Consider the following 18,772-nt stretch of genomic DNA (forward strand, 5'->3'; position numbering starts at 1 on the left):
CAAAAGGAAGGTGCCCCATGACCCAAATCCTCAAAGACTGGCTCGACTATCTCAGTGCCCATGGCATTGGCTATTGGATTGCTGGCCTGCTCAGTTTTCTTCTCTTAGTCGCCCTCTACTTTCTCTGCCGCAAGCTGCTCCAACGCTTCAACAAGGACCACTCCCTCTATCTCCTCCTCCAATCCATCCTCAATTGGCTGGCTTCTTTTGTCTTTATTGTTTTCTTTATTTCCTATTTCTCCCATTCCCGCTGGTTCTTCAACCCCCTCTTCAAGCTGGGGCAGACGGATGTCTCAGCCTTCCTCCTCTTCTCGGTCGGCTTCGCTCTCATCCTAGCTATCCGTTTCATCAATGGGGTCAAGCGCTTCCTCCTCCCCTCCATCTTCCGGCGCTATGATATTGATCCGGGGGCCCAGGCGACCATCACCACCCTCTTTACCTATATCGTCCTCATTGCTGTCGTTTTGGTCACCCTCAAGCAGCTGAATTTTGACCTGACTAGCCTCAGCGTTTTCGCTGGTGTTATCGGGGTTGGGGTCGGCTTTGGTATCCGCAATATCATGAACAATTTCATCTCCGGCTTGATCATCCTCTTCAGCCGGCCCATCCGCGTCGGTGACCTGGTAGAGGTCGATGAAACCGTCGCCACCGTCGAAGAAATCCGCATCCGCGAAACCATTGTCCGGACCCGGCGCAACGAACGCATGCTGATCCCCAATAGCTACTTCCTCGAGAATTCCTTCGTCAACCGGTCTTACGGCGATCCGGAGATCCGGGTTACCATCTCGGTCGGCATCGACTATGATTCCGACCTCCAGACCGCCCGACGTCTCCTCCTCCAAGCCCTCAAGAATGTCCAGGCCAAATATCCTGAAATCCTCGACGAACCCAAGGCCCGGGTCTTCTTGACCGAATTCGCTGATTTCTCCATCAACTTTGAGCTCTGGTTCTGGCTCAGCCAACAAAATAACGAGCGTGAGCAGATTATCACAACAGAAATCCACTATGAAATCTTCAAACTCTTTGAAGAAGGAGGCATCGAATTCCCTTATCCTAGACAAGATGTCCGGATCCTCAATTCTATGGACGCCAAGCCGGCCCAAGCTAGCCAAAATAATCAGCCCAAGTAAAAAAGTCATGCCCTTACTTCTCAGAAGGAGGGACATGGCTTTTCAGCTATTTAATGGGTTTTCTACGGAAAATATGTTCTAAAACTTGGTAAATGAGGAGGAAAGTCAAGGCGCCAGCGGCATCCAATAGGACATCTTCGACCAGGCCTGAGCGGTTGGTCGTGAGGGTCTGGTGGAGCTCGTCGAAGGAGGCAAAACCAAAAGTCAAAGCGAGACTGAGGAAGACCGTCAGCCCCCTGCCCTGGCAATAAGGACGGAGGGCCAGGTAAATCAGGACAGCTAGGCTACCGAAGAGGACAAAGTGGACCCCCTTACGGATGAAGAATTCCACAAAGCCCGCATAGGACAAGGCTTCGATTGAAATTTTTTCGCCTGCATAGCTGAACTGGATAGTTCTCAAGAGTCCAGCAAAAGGCTCACCAGCAAGCACTTGGCGCAAGACAGGTTGGAGGCTCTGGGCCTCATAGGGCATGGAAGAGGACAGGCTAGTCCCTATAAGAACAAGAGCAATTAAGCCCAGCGCCAACCAAGATAGCTGCTTATCAGTCATAAAAATACCTCCTCCCTAAAGTCTTTTCAGTATAGCACAAGACCGATTAAGAAAGGAAAAATTTGTATTAAAAAACCGGACCCAAATCAAGGGATCCGGCGACTCCCCTCTCTAAAGGAAGTTGATAAAACCATAAATCACAAAAATATTCACAAAATCGATGAAGAGGGCGCCAACGATGGAAACCGCTAGGAAAGCGAGCGGACTAGGCCCGTATTCCGTGGTGATCTGCTGCATACAGGCCATGGCATTGGATGACGACCCCATCCCAAAGCCAATGAAGCCCGCTGTCATCACGGCCGCGTCGTAGTTATGCCCCATCATTCGAAAGACCAGATAACGGGCAAAGGCAATGGTGATTACAGCTTCTAGGGCAATAATTCCAAGCATAGGCAGGGCCATGTCGAGAATCGTCCATAACTCCAAGCCTACCATAGTTAGGGAAAGGAAGATATTGAGGGAAATATCTGAGGTAAAAACCAAGGCCTCGTCATCTAGGATTGGCTTGTCTCGAGCATCTGAGATATTCCGTACGGTCGCCGCCACAATCATGGGGCCAATATAGAGAGGGAAAGAAATGCCCCCCACCAGGTAGCCAACAAAGAAGTTCAAGATTTTCGTCAAGAAAATCCCCAAGAAGATGATGACCAGGGTGCCATAGAGCATGACAGCAATCCGGTGACCGCTCATCTTCTGGCGTTGGCTGTGCGACTTGTAGCGGTCACCTGTATTGGCTGACGCATCGGGATCTTTGGCAGATAATTGGTGGCGCTTGATAGCTGTCGAAGCCACCGGCCCCCCCGAAATCGAGCCGAGGACAATGCCTAGGGTCGCCGCGATCACCCCGACAGAAGTTGCCGTATCGAAGCCCAATGCCTCAATCGAAGGCGACACTGCCGCGGCCGTTCCGGGACCGCCAACTAGTGCAGGTGACCCTAGCAGGAGGGCTAGAGGACCTGGAATGCCAAAAGCCTTGCCCAGAGCCAAAGCCAGAATATTCTGCACAAAGATCGCTAACACCGATACAAAGAGAAATTTACTGACAATGGTCTTGGCTCGGACTAAGGCCTGCAAGCTTGCCTCAAAACCAATCGTTGTAAAGTAAATCACCATAAAGAGCATGGCATACTCGGTATCTATCTTAAAGACCATGATATTAGCTAACCGCAAAATCGTATTCAGGATAGCGAAGATCAAGCCCCCGACAATAGCTGGTGGGAGGGAGTATTCTTCGAGCTTGGGAAATTTATTGATGATCCATTTACCAAATATAAGGGTCAAAACAGCAAAACCCATCGACTGGATACTATCAAATTCAATTGTTATCATAAGCGCACCTCGTCATAATCAGTTTTTCTTACTGACTATTTTAACATAATCTAAACGAATTATGTGATAAAAGCTATCGTATTGCCCATAAAAAATTACTGATCAGGTGAATCTAAGCATAAAATAATCTTGATTTGCTTATTTTTGCTATAGATTGGGCTGACTCATCCCATGAGATGTAAGGTTACTTTACACGCTCTTAAAAGACAAAAAAAGCCCCTATACAGCCAGGAGCGCTGGGCTCAGGCTCATAGGGACTAGGAAAAGTGAGGGTTAATCCTTATAGACGACTTGCTTCCTGACCGGCAATCCGACCAAATGTAAAGATATCCGCTAGGGAGTTTCCACCGAGACGGTTGCCCGCATGGATACCGCCTGCAACTTCTCCGGCAGCATAGAGACCAGGGATGGCTTGCCCGTCTGCCTTGAGTACCTGGGCTCTTGGATTAATTCGCAGGCCTCCCATGGTATGGTGGATAGCTGGCTTACGTGGTGTGGCATAGAAAGGAGCTTGGACAACTTTGAGGTCGAAGGCCCCCTTGTTGAAGTCAGGATCTTCTCCGGCGTCTACATAAGAATTATAACGCTTAACTGTCTCTTCCAATTGGCCAGGGTCCATGCCGATCTGCTGGGCCAAGTCAGCGATGGTATCGGCCTTATAGAGCGTTCCGTCAGCCACTTGTTGGTCAATCTTCTCCTGGCTAGTATTATAGGCGGTTGCCTTGATCTGCTCATCCGCAATGAGGTAGAAGAGCCCACCATTAGCAATCGCTGCGGCAGAAATCTCATCACGGGTGCCAAATTCATTCACAAAGCGCTGACCTTCCTGGTTGACCATGAGGAAGTTAGCTGGTGGCACTTGGAGTCCAGTGAAGAGGGCCCCAGTTTCTGGATCACAAGTTGGCAGCATCTGGATCATCCCCATATCGACCAGGTCCGCTCCCACAGCCTGACCGAGGCGGATCCCGTCTCCCGTGATGGCGGGAGAGTTAGATGTCTTCACATCATCATCAATCCGCTCCCAGTAAGTATTGTATTTTTGAAGCATGGGGGTATTGGCCCCAAAACCACCTGTTGCCAGGACGACTGCCTGGGCTTGGACCCGCATGGACGCGCCTTGGTAGGTCCCTGTCGCACCGGTCACCCGACCTTGGTCATCTTGGATCAACTCGGTGACGTCGGCTTCGGTATAAATAGAGCCGCCTTCCTTTTCGATAAAGCTTTCTAGGGTATGGACATAGGCATAGCCTTCATCCGAACGTGGCTTATGGCCGCGCCGCCACATAGCCCCCACCGGCATGTCGACATGGTCGCGGTCAAAGTCCACCCCTAGCTCACTTAGCCAATTGACAGAATCCAAGACATTATTCGTCAGGGTCTTCACCAGGTCGTAGTTGCCATAGACGCGATGACCTTCCAAGTCCTGCCGCTTCCCACCCAGATAGGTTTGGATACGGTGGAGGAGGACGGAGTCAAAGAGATAGGCGTCAGCCTCTTCACTGGCCTTGAGATAGACTTGGATCTCTTGGCGGAGCTGACGGAAATCTTCCAAATATTCCGCATCAATCTCCGATTCTGGTGTGGCAGCGATCTCTTCTAATGTATGTCCCTCCCCTGGAAGAGCTGGGAATTGATTCTGCCAGTCTGGATCAGCCGCATTCATGGGACCACCTGTCCGCACCGTATTCCCCCCAATAGCTGGGAACTTATCGAGGACAATCACTTGCTTACCCGCTTGAATAGCTGAAGCAGCGGCAGACAGGCCAGCACCCCCAGCCCCAATAACGAGGACATCGGTCGTTGTGTCTAGGGCTTCGGCTGCCTGGCGCTGGACCTTGGGCCGGGCCTTGAGGATATCAGGGTCGCCCCCAGCCTGGCGCACAGCTTCTGCTACCCCGTCAATAATCCCCTGACTGGAGACCGTGGCTCCCGAAACTGCATCGACATTCAGGGTCTGCCCTTCGATAATATCAGCTGGTACCTTAACGAATACCGGATTAGCAATCCCCTTACTCTCGGAACTTGAATCCACTTCAATCCGTTCAATCCGATCTTCCGATAGTTCAACCTCCATGGGTAAGGCGCTGTTATGGCCCGCCGCCTCCACCTGGTAGGTCCCCGGTTGATAGCGTAATTCTTTGTCAGTCATTTGATCTTCCCCTTCTTTCGTGATTATTGTCACAATCAGCCTATCATATTTCAGGCATTAATTCAGCCTTCAAGCCCCGAAAATAGAAAAAAGCAGCCCATGATCTCGGCTACTCTTTTCTCATATCAAAATTTATGCAAGACCACAAACTAGCTTATCACTAGTCCTTATCTGACCCTTCTTCTAAAGACCGGATCACATTGACCATTTCAATCGCAGCCTGGGCACATTCGGACCCCTTGTTGCCAGCCTTGGACCCGGCCCGCTCAATGGCTTGTTCGATGGTATCGGTGGTAATCACACCGAAGAGGACAGGGAGCCCTGTCGCCATGCTGACTTGGGAGATGCCCTTAGAGACTTCCGCGCAGACATAGTCGTAGTGGGAAGTAGCCCCACGGATAACTGCTCCTAGGCAAATCACAGCGTCATAGCGCTCCGTTTCAGCCATCTTTTTAGCCAGGAGGGGGATTTCAAAGGCTCCCGGCACCCAGGCCACATCAATGGCCTCTTCTGCAACCCCTTCGCGTTTGAGGCTGTCGATCGCTCCGGCTAAGAGTTTTGACGTGATAAAGTCGTTAAAGCGGGAAACCACAATTCCTACTTGCATATCTGCTGTATATAAATTTCCTTCAAATGTTGTCATCTTAATGCTCCTCCTTTAGGTCTAATAGGTGACCCATCTTAATCTTCTTGGTCAGTAAATAATTAGCGTCATGGGCAGTGGCTGGAATTTCTAAGGGCAGGCGCTGGCTAACAGGCATGCCGTTGGCTTCAAGTTCCTGGACTTTGTCTGGATTATTGGTCAACAAACGGACTGACTGGACACCCAAGGCCCGCAGCATCTGAGCCCCGAGATAGTATTCCCGAGCGTCAGCAGGCTGGCCCAGGGCAAGGTTGGCTTCCAGGGTATCTAGCCCTTCCTCTTGCAGGTGGTAGGCCTTAAGCTTGTTCACCAGGCCAATCCCCCGGCCTTCCTGGCGCATGTAGAGGAGGACGCCCCGCCCCGCTTGGCTAATCTGGGTCAGAGCCTGGTCCAGCTGGGCGCCGCAATCGCAACGTTGTGAGCCAAAGACATCCCCAGTCAAGCATTCGGAATGGAGGCGGCAGATCACGTCTTCTGCCTGATCCAGGTCCCCCATGGTCAAGGCCAGGTGCTCTTGACCAGTCAGGCGGTCCACAAAGCAGACTAGACGAAAGTCCCCATAAGTACTGGGCAAAGCCACATCCGCCACCCGGTCCAGGAGCTGGTCATAGCGCTTGCGATAGGCTTGAAGGTCTTGGATGGTGAGGAAGGTCAGGCCATGGTCAGCTGCAAAGGCCTTGAGCTCTGGCCCCCGCATCATCTGCCCATTGTCCGCCATAATTTCACAACAGAGCCCGCAAGCCGCCAAGCCAGCGAGTTTCATCAAGTCGACAGTCGCTTCGGTATGGCCATTACGTTCCAAGACACCGCCCGCCTTGGCTACCAAGGGAAACATATGCCCTGGCCGGCGGAAGTCTTCTGGACGGGCCCCTTCCGCCACCACTTGGCGAGCAGTCAGTCCCCGCTCTTCCGCTGAAATCCCTGTCGTCGTTGCCACATGGTCGATAGAGACGGTGAAGGCCGTCTGGTGGTTGTCCGTATTGTGGCTGACCATGGGTGGGAAGTCGAGGGCTTTCGCGATTTCTTCCGCCATCGGCATACAGATCAAGCCCTTGGCCTGGCTCGCCATGAAGTTGACATTATCTGTCGTCGCGAATTCGGCGGCGCAGATCAGGTCCCCCTCATTTTCGCGGTCCTCATCGTCCATTACTAGCACCAGCTTGCCTGCTTGCAGGTCAGCCAGCGCTTTTTCCACACGTTCTTTAAACATCCTTGTCCTCCTCCTAGAATCCTTGCTCACGCAAGTAGGCCTCGGTCAGTTCAGAAGATTCTGCCTTAGCCATAAATTGTTTCACGTATTTTCCAATCATATCTGTTTCAATATTCACCCAGTCGCCAACTTTCTTTTGACCCAGGTTGGTCTGATCCAGGGTATGGGGAATGATCGAGACCCGAAAAGCTTGGCGGTCGACTTGGACCAGGGTCAGGCTGATGCCGTCAATGGCGACACTGCCCTGGTTGACCATGGTATCTAAGAGGTCCTGGTCAGCCCTAAAGTCATATAAGACGGCATTGGCTTGGGGACGGATAGACTGGACTTGGGCCTTGCCATCGATATGGCCTGACACAAAATGCCCCCCGAAGCGGTCAGAAGCCGCCATGGCCCGTTCCAAGTTAACGGCTGACCCCCGCTCGAGCTGGGCGAGAGCCGTGAGCTTCCAAGTTTGGGGCATGACATCAACTGTAAAAGACGCTTGGTCGAAGGCCGTCACGGTTAGGCAAATCCCATTCACCGCCACACTATCACCCACTTGGAGGTCGGTCAAAACGCTAGTCGCTCCAATTTGAACCACACAGACTTGGGAAGACCGCTGGATGGCCTTGATTTTGCCCACTTCTTCAATTAATCCGGTAAACATGTCGTCACCACCTTACTTTCAATCAAATAATCCGCACCGACTTGGGACCAGGCAAAGGGTTCAAGTTGGATGGCCTGGTCCGGTTCTGCTACCCCTTGGCCAGCTACCGGCGACATGGCCTGGCCACCGAATAATTTAGGGGCGATATAGGAATGGACCTCATCCACTAGGCCCAGGTCTAGGGCGGACCAGGTCAGGGTCCCTCCAGCTTCTAAGAGCACGCTATCCAGACCCAGCTGACCGAGCTGATCCATTAAGTCAACCAAGTCGAGATGGCCTTGGCGCTGGCCCAGTTCGATGATGCCGCAACCCGCTTCGCGGTATGGGGCTTGGCGGTCGGCATCCAGGCAGGTCGTTGCGAGATAAGTAGGGACTTGATTCGCTGTCTGAACCACTCGGCTGGACAGGGGCGTGCGCAACTTTGAGTCGCAGATAACCCGGACCGGGTCCTTGCCCCCTTCAATCCGACAGGTCAGCTGGGGATCATCCGCTAAGACCGTATTCACACCTACCATAATGGCTGCCAAGGCATGGCGGGTCTGGTGGACACGCTGGCGGGCTTCCGGTCCCGTCACCCAGCGCGATTGACCAGTCCGTGTGGCAATCTTGCCGTCTAGGGTCATGGCGTACTTAGCCACGAGATAGGGTCTTTGGCTGACAATATATTTCTCAAAAACCCGGTTCAAGTGATGGCAGTCCGCTTCGACCACCCCCACTTCGACCGCTAGGCCCGCTTCCTTAAGGGCTTGAACCCCCTTGCCAGCTACCTTATCATGGGGGTCTAAGGCGCCCACAACGACCCGCTGGATCCCGCTCGCAATCACCGCTTCCGTACAGGGCGGGGTCTTACCATAGTGGCAGCAGGGCTCCAGGTTGACATAGAGCGTTGCCCCCTCAGGATCTTCCGTGCAGGCAGCCAGAGCCTCTCGCTCCGCATGCGCCTGACCATAAGTCCCATGGTAACCTTGGCCGATGAGCCGTCCATCCTTTACAATCACAGCTCCCACCAGGGGATTGGGATTCACCCAGCCCTGCCCCTTCTTGGCTAGGTCCAGCGCCCTTCGCATCCATTCTTCATCCTGCATCCAAACACCTCCAAAAAAATAATGCCTTGAATAGAGCTATCCAAGACATTACAAAGAATTTATTTTGCTAATAAAAAAACTCTGAAACGATTCATATCATTCCAGAGCATCTTAAAAACTTATTCATTCTTTCGATCTTCTTTCATCCAGACTATACTGTCGGCTTTGGAATCTCACCAAATCAACCTCGCGGCTCGTGGGCTTTACCACCGGTAGGGACTTGCACCCTGCCCTGAAGATAGTTATTCAATTGCCTATATTATAGCCGGCCCCATTCCTAATGTCAAGGAAAAGCATGGAAAGGTTTACATCACCCTTGACAGTCAGAATCGAACTTTCTTGAAACGAGCTTGAAACGAGCGAATGCTTCGCTCTTATTCTGACTTGCTCCAGTGAAAAGCAGCTAAGCGCGCACCCTCACACCCTGTAGTCGGGTTCAGGCTAGCAGAAATAGCTCCTCTTCACCAAAAGCCGCCGAAGACTTTCAGTCTTCTCTGGCTTTTGCTTCCAGAGGTCTATTCCTCCCGCTAGCCTTCACACCCTTAGTTGGGTTCGCAAAGACAAAAAGGGAGTGACTTCAGCAAAGTGGAACGACCGGCTAAAGCCGTTCTTATCCTCTTTGCCTCCAGTCATCCCTTTTTAACCGCCTTTGCTCACACCCTGTAGTCGGGTTCAGGCTAGCAGAAATAGCTCCTCTTCATCAAAAGCCGCCGAAGACTTTCAGTCTTCTCTGGCTTTTGCTTCCAGAGGTCTATTTCTACCGCTAGCCTTCACACCCTCTTTTTCAAATCGTTGGCGGAGTTGGTCTTGTTGGTCTAAGATATCCCAGCTTTCGTCCGATAGGCGCTTAATGGTCTGCCAGTCGCGCAGGTCAGACTTCTGCTCTTGGTCAGTCAGGATGGGGCGCTGGTAGAGGGTTTCCGCCAGGCTAGCTTGAACGGTATCTGAGAGGAGGTAGTCGACAAAGGCTTGAGCCAGGTCCAAGTGCTTGGTCCCCTTGGCGATGCCGACCCCAGCTGGCAGGTAGAGGGAGCCTTCATCCGGATAGATTAAGTCTAGGGCTGCTCCCTCGGCGATCAGCTGCTGGGCGACCGCCTCCGTCGACAAGCCCACAGCCACTTGCCCTTGGACCAGGCCCCGGTTGACTTCTGAAGATTCCTTATAGATCTGGGCTTCCTGGTCGAAGTAGAGCTGGCCCACAAAATCCCAAGCTGCTTCAGACTGGTAGCCCCCCTTGGCCAAAAGAATAGTCAGGAGTTGGGAGAAGCCGCTAGAAGAGAGACGCGGGTCGGCTAGGCCAATCTTCCCCTGCAGGCTAGGATTCAACAGATCATCATAAGAATGAATAGTCAGGCCCTGGGTCAGCTGGCGGTTGGCCAAGATCACCGTCCCTTCCATGGCATAGGGCGTATAGGTCTGGTCCTTGGCTCGGTAGCTGGCTGGCAGATTCTCAGCCCCCTTCGCAGCATAAGGAATAAAATAGTCCTGGTTGGCTTCATACCAGAGTGTCGACCCGCCGAAGACCAAGTCGACATCGGACTTGCTATCCCCTGACTTAAGCCGGTCAAAAAGATTGCCAGTTGAATCTTGGACCAGCTGGACGCGGACCCCATAAGCCTGCTCGAAGGCCGGAACGACAGTTGCCAGGAGCCCATTTGAATTCGGAGAATAGACCACTAAACGAGCTTCAGGAACCGAAGACTTGGGGACCTCCTGATCCCAATGCAAGGCCCATGCCAGCCCCAAGACCATGGCTAAAAGGAAGCTAATCCCCAGGTAGCTGGGCCATTTCTTTTTAGTCTTTCTTGCCATCTTGTCCGCCCTTCCTGAAAGCCGTTGGGGTCATGCCCACATACTTCTTAAAGACCTGGTCAAAATAATTATAGTCAGAGAAGCCCAGTTCACTGGCGAGGTCAGCGATCCGGATGTCGGTTGAGCCTTCTAAGGCTTGGACCGCCTGAGAAATCCGATAGCGCTGGATATAATCACTCAGGCTGACCGAGAGGCTAGCTTTGATTTTGCGGTAGAGGTAGGACCCGCTGTAGCCCAAAGCCTTGGCTAGCCTTGCCATAGTAAGTTTATCGCGGTAGTGGGCGTGGACATAGGCTAAGACCTCCTGAACCAGGTCATCAGGACTCGTAACGAGGCCAGACAGGAGTCCGTCTGCTTGACTATCCGCAACAATTTGGGGAAGCAGACGGTCGAAGGCAGCCCGGACTGAAGCTAGAAGTTCCTCCTCATCAATAGGTTTGGTCACAAAGTCCACCACCCCATAGCGGATAGCTGCCTGGGCATTGGTAAAATCATTGTAGCCTGAAATAATAATTTTCTCAAAAGACAGATCAGATACCGCATCGAACATATCAAAGGCCCCCATGACGGGCATCGTGATGTCTGTCAGCACAAGGTCTGGCTGAGTCTCACGAATCAGCTCAGCCCCCACTTGGCCATTAGCAGCCTCACCGACCACCACACCTCCCAGCTGGGCATAGTCCACCCCGTAGACCAACCACTTACGAATCCATTCCTCATCTTCAACAATTACCATCCGGTACATGAGCCGGCCTCCTTATCCAATAGATTAAACATGTCCCTTGGTCCACCTCTGCCACTTCCAGCTGCGCCTCGGGATAGAGATAGCGTAGGCGCTTGATCGAATTCATCAAACCATGTTGCCCCCGATTAGCTGTCAAATCGGCCGCTAACTGGTCGCGCGCTTCTGGGTCGAAGCCTGGGCCATTATCCCTTAAACAAAAGAAAAGACGCTCAGCCTGGCAGCCCACCGTCAGCTCAATTCGCAAGTCCGGCCGCTGGTCCCGACCATACTTAATGGCGTTCTCAATGGCTGAAAGCAGGAAAAGCCGAGGGACCTGGACCTGCCCCAAAGCCTCGGGACAGCTGATGCTATAAGAAAACTGGGGAAAGCGCACCTGGGTCACTTGGAGATAGTGGTCAATCACCTGCAAGTCCTCTGCCAAAGACGCATCCGCCATCTGACTATCCATGGAATAGCGCAAGATAGTTGTCAAGGACCGGATCAATTGACTGCAGACCTTGGGATCGAACTGGCTGGTAATCCGGATAGTCTCCAGGGTATTGTAGAGAAAGTGGGGATTGAATTGGGCCTCCAACATTTTGCGCTCATAGTTCACCTTGTCCCGCTCCAAGTCAATCTGGTCAAGGTTGAGCTGGTGGATCCGCTCGAGCATCTGGTTCATGGCCTGGGCCAGGTAGGCGAACTCGGCCTCGTAGTCCTCCTCCAAGCGGTCTTGGGCAGCCTGGGAAATCAGCTGGGTCTCCGCCACTAAGGCATCGATCGACTGGCTGTTGTGCCTGGCCAGATAAGCCGCAAAATGATTGGTCAGAGCGACCATGAAGAGAATCAAAAGCAAGAGACCGCCAAAAGAGATGGCCAAGAGTGACAAGATTGGCAGGAAGAGAATCTGGGTATGAAGTTTGAAGCCAGCAGGCAGATCTTCTTGGCGCTGGAGATAAAGCTGGTTATTGACTAAGGCAAAATGTCCCGATCTTCCAGGACTGAGCTGGGCGCTGGCCTGATCTGCCGCGAGGACGCGGTCATAGGCCGTCAAGACCGCATAAGATACCGCATAGGGCTGGTCAGACTTGACCAGGTCTTCCCCCTTGATCAGGTATAGGGCGATCTGGTCTGGTTGACGGCGGTAGACCATTAGATAGGGTTTGGCCGCCGCATCATAATAAGCCAGGCAGCCGGCTTCTTTTTGGGCCTCAACTAAGAGCTGGCGGTAGGTCCCAGGCAGGCGGTGGTCAGGGGCATTGCTATAAAGTTCGCGCCCCGACCGGTCGAGCAGGAAGACCTGCCCCTCTAATCCTTCAGCCGCCTGGCTCCGGTAGAAATGATAGGCCAAGTCGCGGTCCGGGCCCTCTGCCCCCAACATCTCTTGGAGGATACGGTCAGCTCCAGCCAAGTCCTCCCTGAAGTCCGCTGCCAGCCGGGCCGTATCCCGCCGCAATTGGGTGGTCTGTTCAATATAGGCATAAGCCATAAAGACCAACACTAGCAGACCAGATACCATTAAGACCAAGAGTGTCCCAATCCGCACCATATCTTTCTCCAGCGATTCACGAAAAGTTTTTGCCATCACCCCACCTCCTTGCTTATCTAGTATAGTCCATTTCGAGAGAGAATGAAGAAAAATATTTCTTTAGTCTCTGAATAAAGCCCCTTTACTTGCTGAGTACGCCGATTTGCTTTGAGATCCGCCACCTTCCCATACGAATATGCCGGTTGGACTTGTGATACGGCAGCTTCCCACACGAATATGCCGGTTCGACTCGTGATCCGCCACCTTCTCTCGCGAATATGCCGTTAGAAATAAAAGAGCCCTACTTTTAGCTCTTTCTCTTTTTAGGGAACAAATCCTAATGTCTAACGAAGGCTTCTTAGGATATTTTAGTTGAAATTTAAGAAAAACGAACAGAAACCCTATCTTCTGAGATAAAATTTCTGTTCGTTTGGACTTAATCTTTAACCTTGTAGTCCGATTCATCGAAGCCGAGTAAGAATTGGGCCACAATGGTCACTACCGTAACAATCAGGATGGTGATAATAGCTTCCACCAAATAGGATTGGTCCTTGGATACCCACATCGGCAGGCTCAGAAGGGCTGGCGTCACATAGATAAAGGCCTTCATCTTCATCAAGCTGGCGAAGATCCCACCAGCGCAGGCTCCAATCATGGAAGCATACATTGGTTTCTTCAAAGGAAGGTTGACCCCGTACATGACAGGACCGGTTGTCCCGCCCAGTAAGGCTGTCAGACCTGTCGAAAAGGCCAAAGATTTGAGTTCCTTATTCTTAGCCCGCAAGCCGATTGCCAGACCAGCGGCTGCCTGGGACATGTTGGCACAGAGGGCAACCACCCGAATAATGGGGTCATAGCCCTGTTCTGCCACCAAGGTAATAGAGATCGGACTCAGTGACTTGTGGATCCCAATTGAGACTAGCCATGGATAAGCCGCTGCTAGGAGTGGAATGGCGATGAAACCGATGTTATCGTAGAGCCAAACCGACCCGTCCGCAATGACATGGGAGACCCAGTCCCCCACTGGCCCGAAGACGAGGAAGGTCAGTGGTGCCGTCACTAACATGGTCATCAACGGCACGCCAAAGACCTTGATCATGTCCGGAATATACTTGCGGAAGAAGCGTTCGATATAGGACATCATCCAGACCGTCAAGAGGGCCGAAACTAGGGTGGTGTCATATTCAATCAAAGGAATATGGAAACCCAGGAAGTTCACATCCGTCCCCGCTTCAATCATCTTGACCCAAGTCGGATGGACGGTCATCAAGCCCATGAAAGCCCCTAGATAGCGGTTAGCCCCGAAGACCTTGGCCGCAGAGAAGCCCACATAGCCGGGCAGGAAGTAGTAAGACGTATCAAAGATAAACTTGAGGAAGATATACAAGCTATCGTCCTCAGCTAGGACCCCCGTCAGGTTAAGGACCAGGACAATGACCTTGCCTAGGCCAGCCCCCGCCATGATTGGCACGACAGGAGATAGCGAAGCTGTGATTGCCTTAATCGCCTTGTTGAAGACTGATTCCTTCTTCTCTTCCTTATCTTCTGCTTCTTCCCCTCCATCCATCACTTCCAGGACTTTCTCGTAGATTTCCTGGCGACTGTTCTGGATGTGGAGGGTCAGCTGGTAGCCGTCCAAGTCCAGAGATTGGATGCCATCCAGGCTGGCTAACTGGTCCAATTTCACTAAGGAGAGGTCTTTGAGTTCTAGCTCAATGCCCTCATCCACTAATTCGATGTATTTAATGTTGTCCGAGCCGGCCAGTGCAGCCAAAATCGCCCGGGATTCCTGTTCAAACACAAGAAAAACCTCCTCATAACTTCTATAGCTTGATTATAGAAGGAATGAAAAGGCTTAAATAGGGAAGAAATGAGCTAGAATGTGGAAAATTCTATACTGTTTGGATTCCAAGAAATAGATTGTGCTTGTGAGCATCCGTTTCGCTTCGAGTTTGATCGTTAAAAAGCCATGGCACCGGCTCGAGCCTTGGTCTCTCGCCTAACGAGACTCAAACGGAGAGTAAGGCTGACGCCAACTCTCCATAATTCGCTTCGTTTGCTTATTCATGGCTAACGATCAAACTCGAGCTTCACTTCTGCTCAGAAGTAAATTGGTGTTCAAACTCTAGAAGTGCTGGGTTCCACATTGCTAGCTATTGAGATGGCACCGGGGAGGAAAGGCGGTTGGCTTTTGAATTTGGTCCTTACAGAGCCGTGGCACCGGCTCGGGCCATGGTCCCTCACCTAGCGAGCTTCAAAGGGCTAGTACAGTTACGCCTACTAGCCCTAATTCACATCGCTTGCTTGTTCACGGCTAAGGACCAACTCCAACGCTTCACTCTTGCTCAGAAATAAATTGATGTTCAAACTATAGAAGTGCTGGTTTCCACATTGCTAGTTAAAGAAATGATAAAAGTTGGAACAGGTGCTTTGCTTTTTAATTCGGTCCTTGAATATTTAGCAGGTCAAGAAGGGCTGACGCCTACGCACCGTAATTCGCTTTAGTCGGGTTCAGGCTAACAGAAATAAATTAGTGCTCATATTCATTAGAGCATTGATCTTCCACATCACTATCTAAAGGAAATAGTGACGTATAGGAATCATTGCTGTCTTTTGAATAGAATCCAACTTTTAAATCTTCTCTCAGTTCAAGTCATCAACATCTATAAGCTTAACCCTAATCGTCTAAGCCATTCGATATGACTGATGCAAGGAACGGCAAATTGTCCAGCTACATCAGGGATTTTAGCATTTTTACTTGGCCCACTTGCCTGAGGATTGGCCTTGGTTTCACTGGTTACAGATGAATAACCTCGGCCCATTTTTTTATAATTTCATAGTCTTCATCTTCTTTAATCAAAAAATCATGAAAATGTTCATCTACCCATGAAAACGTATCATCATCCCCCTGTTGAAGCTCATTGAAGACTCTCGTTAACATAAAAGACTGCGCAAACTTAGCTTTTAAAGGAAGTTCAGTCCAATAAGAAGGAAAGACATCTTGAGGATATATTTTCTTTCCTGCATCAATAAGAATATTGGCATCAATTAAATACATCCTTATTCTCCTTTCTTATCTTGAAGTCTTCGTTCAAGCTTATTCAATGTACCAACGGGCAAATTTAATAAATTAGCGGCATCACTGTATCTGATGTTTCCCTCATAATAAGCATTGAACACACTCTCCGTTACAAGAGGATCGAGGCGGGACTTTAGCGTAGTCCAAAAATCAGGTCCACCAGAAGTTCGTTTTCGCTTAGCTTCAGATTGGTTAAATTGTTCACGGACTTCTTTAACGACGCCTTGATAGAGGTCTCGGTCAATTAGTTTGGCATCTAAAGCCCGACGCGCAATAACAACTTGGCTCACTTTAAATGTTCGCGATAAATCTTCAATTAAGTCTTTAGGAGGGACCTGGTCCTGCCAAGTATCCAGAAAGCTGGCTTGAGGCACTAAAATTTCTGCCGCAAAAGCATTACATAGTTGTTCAGCCTGGCTAACTTCGTCGGATAGCTCATTATCTGATAAGACATCTTCTTGGCCCAACAAAATATGGCCAAATTCATGGAGGAGAGAGAATAAACGCCCATTCTCTGAGTCTTTGCCATTGATGAAAATAAATGGAGCATAATCATCCAGTAAGACAAAAGCTCTAAATTCATCCAAATCAAGCGAACGATGTGTATTCAAGGCAACTTGCGATTGGACAACAACGCTCGTACCTATCGCATTCAAGCGCTGCCTAAAATACTTAAAAGCAGTCTGCCCTTTCAAATCTTTCTGCCAAAAAAGCGGAAGATCTAATAATTTCCTAGACTCATCTGCAAGCTTTTCAACATCATTCAAAGTGTATGCCTCATATTTGGAAACATAGTCCAACTTCTCAAATCCTTGCCCTTGACGGTAATCCGATAAAAAATCCTGTTGGTCCTCTACCCACTGAATATTCTCGATCAATTCACGAGAAGCACTTGAATGATTTTCTTTAGATTCCAAGGTCCGATATGCAATCAGGTCTGGCGTATCATCAACTGGTTGCTCAAGGAAGAAGTAACCAACAGGCACATTCAATTCCTTACTCAAGTCAACCAGCTGCTTAAAAGTTGGATTGAGCTTCCCTGATAACCAGTCCTCTAGCTTCTTAAAGGTCGGCTTCTTCGACAGGTCGTCTTCAGTTAAAAAGGCTTGTTCCATATAATACTTAATAAGCCTCGGATTAACAGGCACTCGAGCTGTTGACATTCGACTCCCCCCTCTCTAGTTAACTTCATTGTAGCAAAAATAACTTATAAAAACGACTATTAGCCACACCCTTACAAATGAAAAAAGCCTCTCCCCTAAGCCATCTAAGTGACCTAAGGGAGAGCCCTTATTCAAAACACATCTAATTGGATGGTGGTGCAGGATCTGTTGCACTCCAGTCTGGCCAATCAGCTGTGTAATCGTAATTATCTACCGGTGCATCAGACGTATAATCGCTAGTTCCAGGTCCAAGAGATGGCAGATTAGGAGAGGGTAATGAGGCTTGGTCCTGTATATAAGGCGCTTGGCCATCATCAGATGGGACACCCTCAGGGAAAATCGTATCCGCTAATTCTTTAGGCTGGATGGGTTCAGGTGTGGCATCATAAGGATCTTGTCCATTATAATTTGGCGAACCATACAAGTCATCAAGATCTATATAAGTCAAGGCCTCATTAATCTCGACATTTGTGTACCCTCTCGCCTTCAGCCAATAAATAATATTACCTTTAGTGACGGCTCCATTCAGCATGGCGTTCAAACTCTCGATGATCGCGCCTTCCACCCGCTTAGAAGGAAAATTCCCCTTTTGCTTGGGCTTAGCCCCAGCTGCCGTCGATGTGGCATCAGCCTTGTCTGACGCAGCTGTCTTCTTGACTAGGCTCTCCTTCAGTAAGCTGATTGGGTCATAGTCCTGACTGCCCAAGTTCTTCCCTTGCGCCGTCTTGGCAAACAGGGTCACGGGTGAACGCATATCATTGATCTCAAAGGCAATGGCGCTCTTAGCAGACTCCTTCTGCTTCAACTTCTTGTTCTGCGTTCTCTCATAGCGCGCATCAGGTTGGTCTGCTATCGCCAAGTCATTCTCAAAATTATCATCCAGCTGGTCTTGGTGTTGAGTTGCGACAAAACAGCGGATCCAAGCATCAAAAGCTGACAGCTCTTCCTCTGACTGGTTAGTTGCCTGGTACCAGAAGGCAATCACAGGCCCCTCCCCTTTCTCATTGCCCTTGGCCCCAGCAGGCAGGACGCGGACCTCTTCAATCTCGATATCAATATCCACCGTGTCCAGGTATCTGCCGTCAAAAGTCTCCGGAATATTCTCATAGAGCTTAGCCTTGTCTGAGCGATAAGCTCCCGGCAAGGCAGACGACGGCGACTCCTTCGCACACCCACACAAGGCCACCCCTGCTACAACTACCAAGGCCAAGCGGTATAATTTCCTCATCAGTCACTTCCTTCCATATCTATAATGAGAGAATTATAGCAAATTGAGTGATGGGGGTGTATCAAAAATCTTAATGGAGGTGAAAGATTTTGATTAGGTTACGAATTACTCTATTAGATGGGCTATGTATAGGCATAAAACTTCTATTTATTGTGATATACTCTAATTAACGATCACTATTTAAGCGAGTAACGAATCAGGAGGTAAGTACATTGAAAGATTTTATTACCGCCCTAGCCTTAATCTTCTGGGGAGTCTTCATCTCAAAATCCCCAAATGATCGCTTTACTGTTCTATACGCCATCATTACTGTGGGGATTTGTTTGGTGTATGCTTATTTGAGAGGGAAAGATAGATAATGTAATTTAAATTTTACTTGCTACATCAATTTAATGTTCTTTTTTTAATAAATCAAATCACATAGATATGGAAAGTGAATTCGATAAAATTTTTCTACTAAAAAGGTGATACGATTATTGATAATAATTTTCTA

14 protein-coding genes, 2 pseudogenes and 1 riboswitch are annotated in these 18,772 nt (G+C 50.0%); of the genes and pseudogenes, 2 read left to right on the plus strand and 14 right to left on the minus strand.

Annotated elements, in window-relative coordinates; all coding sequences use genetic code 11:
* Window positions 1-17: 17 nt before the first annotated feature.
* Window positions 18-1,130, plus strand: coding sequence for a mechanosensitive ion channel family protein (locus tag F6I03_RS02975; RefSeq protein WP_070430317.1), 1,113 nt, complete (start codon window positions 18-20; stop codon window positions 1,128-1,130).
* Window positions 1,131-1,176: 46 nt separating this feature from the next.
* Here the strand turns inward: F6I03_RS02975 and F6I03_RS02980 are convergent, their stop codons facing one another.
* The 14 genes and pseudogenes from F6I03_RS02980 to F6I03_RS03050 form a co-directional block, all read right to left on the minus strand.
* The gene (locus F6I03_RS02980; protein WP_070430318.1) at window positions 1,177-1,680 is read right to left on the minus strand and encodes a VanZ family protein; all 504 of its coding nucleotides are present in this window, start codon (window positions 1,678-1,680) and stop codon (window positions 1,177-1,179) included.
* Window positions 1,681-1,791: 111 nt separating this feature from the next.
* Entirely contained in the window at window positions 1,792-3,009 is a 1,218-nt protein-coding gene (locus F6I03_RS02985; RefSeq protein ID WP_070430319.1) for a sodium/glutamate symporter, read from the minus strand.
* A 280-nt stretch (window positions 3,010-3,289) separates the two neighbouring features.
* Window positions 3,290-5,158: a flavocytochrome c gene (locus F6I03_RS02990; protein WP_070430320.1), complete on the minus strand. Its 1,869-nt coding sequence runs from the start codon at window positions 5,156-5,158 to the stop codon at window positions 3,290-3,292.
* A 160-nt stretch (window positions 5,159-5,318) separates the two neighbouring features.
* On the minus strand, window positions 5,319-5,801 hold the full coding sequence (ribE, locus tag F6I03_RS02995; protein WP_070430321.1) for a 6,7-dimethyl-8-ribityllumazine synthase: 483 nt from the start codon (window positions 5,799-5,801) through the stop codon (window positions 5,319-5,321).
* Between the two features lies 1 nt (window position 5,802).
* On the minus strand, window positions 5,803-7,011 hold the full coding sequence (locus F6I03_RS03000) for a bifunctional 3,4-dihydroxy-2-butanone-4-phosphate synthase/GTP cyclohydrolase II (RefSeq protein ID WP_070430322.1): 1,209 nt from the start codon (window positions 7,009-7,011) through the stop codon (window positions 5,803-5,805).
* Between the two features lie 13 nt (window positions 7,012-7,024).
* The gene (ribE, locus tag F6I03_RS03005; RefSeq protein WP_150983054.1) at window positions 7,025-7,660 is read right to left on the minus strand and encodes a riboflavin synthase; all 636 of its coding nucleotides are present in this window, start codon (window positions 7,658-7,660) and stop codon (window positions 7,025-7,027) included.
* On the minus strand, window positions 7,645-8,745 hold the full coding sequence (gene ribD, locus F6I03_RS03010; RefSeq protein WP_070430324.1) for a bifunctional diaminohydroxyphosphoribosylaminopyrimidine deaminase/5-amino-6-(5-phosphoribosylamino)uracil reductase RibD: 1,101 nt from the start codon (window positions 8,743-8,745) through the stop codon (window positions 7,645-7,647). Before ribD ends, ribE (F6I03_RS03005) begins: the two co-directional genes overlap by 16 nt.
* 130 nt (window positions 8,746-8,875) lie before the next feature.
* Window positions 8,876-8,989: riboswitch (FMN riboswitch) on the minus strand.
* A gap of 476 nt (window positions 8,990-9,465) precedes the next feature.
* On the minus strand, window positions 9,466-10,557 hold the full coding sequence (locus F6I03_RS03015) for an extracellular solute-binding protein (RefSeq protein WP_150983055.1): 1,092 nt from the start codon (window positions 10,555-10,557) through the stop codon (window positions 9,466-9,468).
* Entirely contained in the window at window positions 10,541-11,302 is a 762-nt protein-coding gene (locus tag F6I03_RS03020; protein ID WP_150983056.1) for an AraC family transcriptional regulator, read from the minus strand. Before F6I03_RS03020 ends, F6I03_RS03015 begins: the two co-directional genes overlap by 17 nt.
* The gene (locus tag F6I03_RS03025) at window positions 11,280-12,866 is read right to left on the minus strand and encodes a sensor histidine kinase (RefSeq protein ID WP_070430327.1); all 1,587 of its coding nucleotides are present in this window, start codon (window positions 12,864-12,866) and stop codon (window positions 11,280-11,282) included. The genes F6I03_RS03020 and F6I03_RS03025 overlap by 23 nt, the downstream gene beginning before the upstream one ends.
* Window positions 12,867-13,269: 403 nt before the next feature.
* Window positions 13,270-14,376 (minus strand): annotated as a pseudogene (locus tag F6I03_RS03030) (PTS transporter subunit EIIC); the annotation flags it as partial.
* A gap of 1,096 nt (window positions 14,377-15,472) precedes the next feature.
* A pseudogene (locus F6I03_RS03040) lies at window positions 15,473-15,867 on the minus strand (DUF4411 family protein).
* A 2-nt stretch (window positions 15,868-15,869) separates the two neighbouring features.
* Window positions 15,870-17,051: an ImmA/IrrE family metallo-endopeptidase gene (locus F6I03_RS03045; protein WP_070430330.1), complete on the minus strand. Its 1,182-nt coding sequence runs from the start codon at window positions 17,049-17,051 to the stop codon at window positions 15,870-15,872.
* A 142-nt stretch (window positions 17,052-17,193) separates the two neighbouring features.
* Window positions 17,194-18,279: a DUF5067 domain-containing protein gene (locus F6I03_RS03050; protein WP_070430331.1), complete on the minus strand. Its 1,086-nt coding sequence runs from the start codon at window positions 18,277-18,279 to the stop codon at window positions 17,194-17,196.
* A gap of 212 nt (window positions 18,280-18,491) precedes the next feature.
* On the opposite strand from F6I03_RS03050, the gene F6I03_RS09725 reads away from it, so the two are divergent.
* Window positions 18,492-18,638: a hypothetical protein gene (locus tag F6I03_RS09725; protein ID WP_168160457.1), complete on the plus strand. Its 147-nt coding sequence runs from the start codon at window positions 18,492-18,494 to the stop codon at window positions 18,636-18,638.
* The last annotated feature ends 134 nt before the right edge of the window (window positions 18,639-18,772 follow it).

Source organism: Aerococcus sanguinicola, assembly GCF_008726925.1.
Classification (GTDB): domain Bacteria; phylum Bacillota; class Bacilli; order Lactobacillales; family Aerococcaceae; genus Aerococcus.

Coding starts and splice junctions, on each gene's coding strand:
- F6I03_RS02980 (WP_070430318.1), bottom strand. CDS start 1,680: ATGACTGATAAGCAGCTATCTTGGTTGGCGCTGGGCTTAATTGCTCTT.
- F6I03_RS02975 (WP_070430317.1), top strand. CDS start 18: ATGACCCAAATCCTCAAAGACTGGCTCGACTATCTCAGTGCCCATGGC.
- F6I03_RS02990 (WP_070430320.1), bottom strand. CDS start 5,158: ATGACTGACAAAGAATTACGCTATCAACCGGGGACCTACCAGGTGGAG.
- ribD (WP_070430324.1), bottom strand. CDS start 8,745: ATGCAGGATGAAGAATGGATGCGAAGGGCGCTGGACCTAGCCAAGAAG.
- F6I03_RS03015 (WP_150983055.1), bottom strand. CDS start 10,557: ATGGCAAGAAAGACTAAAAAGAAATGGCCCAGCTACCTGGGGATTAGC.
- F6I03_RS03025 (WP_070430327.1), bottom strand. CDS start 12,866: ATGGCAAAAACTTTTCGTGAATCGCTGGAGAAAGATATGGTGCGGATT.
- F6I03_RS03020 (WP_150983056.1), bottom strand. CDS start 11,302: ATGTACCGGATGGTAATTGTTGAAGATGAGGAATGGATTCGTAAGTGG.
- F6I03_RS03000 (WP_070430322.1), bottom strand. CDS start 7,011: ATGTTTAAAGAACGTGTGGAAAAAGCGCTGGCTGACCTGCAAGCAGGC.
- ribE (WP_150983054.1), bottom strand. CDS start 7,660: ATGTTTACCGGATTAATTGAAGAAGTGGGCAAAATCAAGGCCATCCAG.
- ribE (WP_070430321.1), bottom strand. CDS start 5,801: ATGACAACATTTGAAGGAAATTTATATACAGCAGATATGCAAGTAGGA.
- F6I03_RS02985 (WP_070430319.1), bottom strand. CDS start 3,009: ATGATAACAATTGAATTTGATAGTATCCAGTCGATGGGTTTTGCTGTT.
- F6I03_RS03050 (WP_070430331.1), bottom strand. CDS start 18,279: ATGAGGAAATTATACCGCTTGGCCTTGGTAGTTGTAGCAGGGGTGGCC.
- F6I03_RS03045 (WP_070430330.1), bottom strand. CDS start 17,051: ATGTCAACAGCTCGAGTGCCTGTTAATCCGAGGCTTATTAAGTATTAT.